A 4,866-nucleotide genomic window follows, 5' to 3' on the forward strand; every position below is an offset into this window, starting at 1 on the left:
TATTAAAGATTTATCGGTGAAAGATGAGCATGCGTCCCATTAGTTAGTTGGTAAGGTAACGGCTTACCAAGACAACGATGGGTAGGGGTCCTGAGAGGGAGATCCCCCACACTGGTACTGAGACACGGACCAGACTCCTACGGGAGGCAGCAGTGAGGAATATTGGACAATGGGCGCAAGCCTGATCCAGCCATGCCGCGTGCAGGATGACGGTCCTATGGATTGTAAACTGCTTTTATACAGGAAGAAACAGTTCTACGTGTAGAACCTTGACGGTACTGTAAGAATAAGGATCGGCTAACTCCGTGCCAGCAGCCGCGGTAATACGGAGGATCCAAGCGTTATCCGGAATCATTGGGTTTAAAGGGTCCGTAGGCGGTCAGATAAGTCAGTGGTGAAAGCCCATCGCTCAACGGTGGAACGGCCATTGATACTGTCTGACTTGAATTATTAGGAAGTAACTAGAATATGTAGTGTAGCGGTGAAATGCTTAGAGATTACATGGAATACCAATTGCGAAGGCAGGTTACTACTAATATATTGACGCTGATGGACGAAAGCGTGGGTAGCGAACAGGATTAGATACCCTGGTAGTCCACGCCGTAAACGATGGATACTAGCTGTTGGGCGCAAGTTCAGTGGCTAAGCGAAAGTGATAAGTATCCCACCTGGGGAGTACGTTCGCAAGAATGAAACTCAAAGGAATTGACGGGGGCCCGCACAAGCGGTGGAGCATGTGGTTTAATTCGATGATACGCGAGGAACCTTACCAAGGCTTAAATGTAGATTGACCGGTTTGGAAACAGACTTTTCGCAAGACAATTTACAAGGTGCTGCATGGTTGTCGTCAGCTCGTGCCGTGAGGTGTCAGGTTAAGTCCTATAACGAGCGCAACCCCTGTTGTTAGTTGCCAGCGAGTCAAGTCGGGAACTCTAACAAGACTGCCAGTGCAAACTGTGAGGAAGGTGGGGATGACGTCAAATCATCACGGCCCTTACGCCTTGGGCTACACACGTGCTACAATGGCCGGTACAGAGAGCAGCCACTGGGCGACCAGGAGCGAATCTATAAAACCGGTCACAGTTCGGATCGGAGTCTGCAACTCGACTCCGTGAAGCTGGAATCGCTAGTAATCGGATATCAGCCATGATCCGGTGAATACGTTCCCGGGCCTTGTACACACCGCCCGTCAAGCCATGGAAGCTGGGGGTGCCTGAAGTCGGTGACCGCAAGGAGCTGCCTAGGGTAAAACTGGTAACTAGGGCTAAGTCGTAACAAGGTAGCCGTACCGGAAGGTGCGGCTGGAACACCTCCTTTCTAGAGCCTTAGTGTTAGTAGCAATACACGCTAGGGAAAGAAGACGAAAATTCGCATTGGAAACAAATAAAGACATTTTATTACTCTTGCTGTTAGTTCAAATAATACAATTTAAGTTAAAGATAACGATTTAAGATTGGCGATATGAGATTTGTGATTTAAGATGTGAAAGCATAAAAAATCGTTAATCAAGAATCAGCAGTCAGAGATCACCATGTCTCGTAGCTCAGCTGGTTAGAGTATTACACTGATAATGTAGGGGTCGACAGTTCGAGTCTGTCCGAGACAACTATCAAACTTAAAAAAAAAAGAAGAATCTAGAGTTAGCAATTCACAACTCATTTGGATGTAAAGTAAAGTTACTGAAAACTGAATACTGAAGCACTGCCAACTGTATTGGGGGATTAGCTCAGCTGGCTAGAGCGCCTGCCTTGCACGCAGGAGGTCAACGGTTCGACTCCGTTATTCTCCACTATTCGAGTGGTCAGTCCACAGAAGAGAAGTGATCAGGTAACTGAATACTAAAAAGCTGAAAACTGAATACTAGAAAAAAGTTCATTGACATATTGAGATAAGAAAATAATAAAAAGTAGAAAGCATATTTACTTGTTTATCATTAGACAAGTAAAGAAACGGTCATTCTTAAATGAATGATTGGTACAATAAGCAAAATAAGGGCGTATGGGGGATGCCTTGGCTCTCAGAGGCGATGAAAGGCGTGATAAGCTGCGAAAAGCTACGGGGATTGGCACACACGATACGATCCGTAGATACCTGAATGGGGCAACCCACTATGTTGAAGACATAGTACACCGATAGGTGGGCAAACCCGCTGAACTGAAACATCTAAGTAGGCGGAGGAGAAGAAAACAAAAGTGATTCCGTAAGTAGTGGCGAGCGAACGCGGATTAGCCCAAACCAATGTTGTTACGGCAATGTTGGGGTTGTAGGACCACGACATTTTATGTACAAAGAATTAGAATCTACTGGAAAGTAGAGCCAAAGAAGGTGATAGCCCTGTATAAGTAATGAGTATAATAGATAGTGGTATCCTGAGTAGGGCGGGACACGAGAAATCCTGTCTGAATTTGGCGGGACCATCCGCTAAGGCTAAATACTCCTGAGAGACCGATAGTGAACCAGTACCGTGAGGGAAAGGTGAAAAGAACCGTGAATAACGGAGTGAAATAGATCCTGAAACCATACGCTTACAAGCGGTCGGAGCCCCTTCGTGGGGTGACGGCGTGCCTTTTGCATAATGAGCCTACGAGTTAACGTTGCTGGCAAGGATAAGTGGTTAAGCCACGGATCCGTAGCGAAAGCGAGTCTGAATAGGGCGCTTTAGTCAGTAGTGTTAGACGCGAAACCGTGTGATCTACCCATGGGCAGGTTGAAGCTGTGGTAACACATAGTGGAGGACCGAACCGGTTGACGTTGAAAAGTCTTCGGATGACCTGTGGGTAGGGGTGAAAGGCCAATCAAACTCGGAAATAGCTCGTACTCCCCGAAATGCATTTAGGTGCAGCGTTAGTTATAAAGTTATATAGAGGTAGAGCTACTGATTGGATGCGGGGGCTTCACCGCCTACCAATTCCTGACAAACTCCGAATGCTATATAATGTTCACTAACAGTGAGGGCTTGGGTGCTAAGGTCCAAGTCCGAGAGGGAAAGAACCCAGACCATCAGCTAAGGTCCCCAAATATATACTAAGTTGAAAGAACGAGGTTTGTCTGCCCAGACAGCTAGGATGTTGGCTTGGAAGCAGCCATTCATTTAAAGAGTGCGTAACAGCTCACTAGTCGAGCGGACGAGCATGGATAATAATCGGGCATAAGTATATTACCGAAGCTATGGATTGCGTATTTATTTACGCAGTGGTAGGGGAGCATTCTAACAGGGTTGAAGGTGATTCGTAAGGGTTGCTGGACTGGTTAGAAAAGAAAATGTAGGCATAAGTAACGATAATGCGGGCGAGAAACCCGCACACCGAAAGACTAAGGTTTCCACAGCTATGCTAATCAGCTGTGGGTTAGTCGGGACCTAAGGCGAACCCGAAAGGGACAGTCGATGGACAACGGGTTAATATTCCCGTACTAGTTATTACTGTGATGGGGTGACGGAGTGATGAAAGCGCCGCGAACTGACGGAATAGTTCGTTGAAGTACCTACCTATAAGACCCGCAGGCAAATCCACGGGTTTTGGGGAAATACGATAGTACTCGGATACTTCGGTAGAAGAGATAGTGCGCCTAAGGGCTTCCAAGAAAAACCTCTAAACTTCAGGTAATAAGTACCCGTACCGCAAACCGACACAGGTAGTCGAGGAGAGAATCCTAAGGTGCTCGAGAGATTCATGGCTAAGGAATTAGGCAAAATAGACCCGTAACTTCGGGAGAAGGGTCGCCACGCTTTACGGCGTGGCCGCAGTGAAGAGGTCCAGGCGACTGTTTATCAAAAACACAGGGCTCTGCAAAATCGTAAGATGAAGTATAGGGCCTGACACCTGCCCGGTGCTGGAAGGTTAAGTGGAGATGTTATCTTCGGAGAAGCATTGAAATGAAGCCCCAGTAAACGGCGGCCGTAACTATAACGGTCCTAAGGTAGCGAAATTCCTTGTCGGGTAAGTTCCGACCTGCACGAATGGTGTAACGATCTGGACACTGTCTCAGCCATGAGCTCGGTGAAATTGTAGTAGCGGTGAAGATGCCGCTTACCCGCAGTGGGACGAAAAGACCCTGTGCACCTTTACTATAGCTTAGTATTGACCTTGGATAAATGATGTGTAGGATAGGTTGGAGACTGTGAAGTGGCGTCGCTAGGCGTTGTGGAGTCATTGTTGAAATACAACCCTTTGTTTATCTGAGGCCTAACCCCGCTATGCGGGGGACATTGCTTGGTGGGTAGTTTGACTGGGGTGGTCGCCTCCAAAAGAGTAACGGAGGCTTCTAAAGGTTCCCTCAGTACGCTTGGTAACCGTGCGTAGAGTGCAATGGCATAAGGGAGCTTGACTGAGAGACATACAGGTCGATCAGGTACGAAAGTAGAGCATAGTGATCCGGTGGTTCCGCATGGAAGGGCCATCGCTCAAAGGATAAAAGGTACGCCGGGGATAACAGGCTGATCTCCCCCAAGAGCTCATATCGACGGGGGGGTTTGGCACCTCGATGTCGGCTCGTCACATCCTGGGGCTGGAGAAGGTCCCAAGGGTTGGGCTGTTCGCCCATTAAAGTGGCACGCGAGCTGGGTTCAGAACGTCGTGAGACAGTTCGGTCTCTATCTACTGTGGGCGCAAGAAATTTGAGTGGATCTGATTCTAGTACGAGAGGACCGAATTGGACAAACCTCTAGTGTATCTGTTGTCACGCCAGTGGCATCGCAGAGTAGCTACGTTTGGAAGGGATAAGCGCTGAAAGCATATAAGCGCGAAACCCACCACAAGATGAGATTTCTTTTAAGGGTCGTAGGAGATGACTACGTTGATAGGCTATAGATGTAAAGGCAGTAATGTCATAGTCGAGTAGTACTAATAACCCGTAAGCTTATGTACG

2 tRNA genes and 2 rRNA genes are annotated in these 4,866 nt (G+C 47.6%); all 4 read left to right on the plus strand.

What is annotated here, in order from left to right:
- Window positions 1-1,317: ribosomal RNA gene (locus tag BUC11_RS16280) — 16S ribosomal RNA — on the plus strand; the annotation flags it as partial.
- A gap of 215 nt (window positions 1,318-1,532) precedes the next feature.
- Window positions 1,533-1,606: transfer RNA gene (locus BUC11_RS16285), tRNA-Ile, on the plus strand.
- Between the two features lie 109 nt (window positions 1,607-1,715).
- Window positions 1,716-1,789: transfer RNA gene (locus tag BUC11_RS16290), tRNA-Ala, on the plus strand.
- A gap of 188 nt (window positions 1,790-1,977) precedes the next feature.
- Window positions 1,978-4,865: ribosomal RNA gene (locus BUC11_RS16295) — 23S ribosomal RNA — on the plus strand.
- The last annotated feature ends 1 nt before the right edge of the window (window position 4,866 follow it).

Origin of the sequence: Flavobacterium xanthum (assembly GCF_900142695.1) — a bacterium.
GTDB classification, from domain to species: Bacteria; Bacteroidota; Bacteroidia; order Flavobacteriales; family Flavobacteriaceae; genus Flavobacterium; species Flavobacterium xanthum.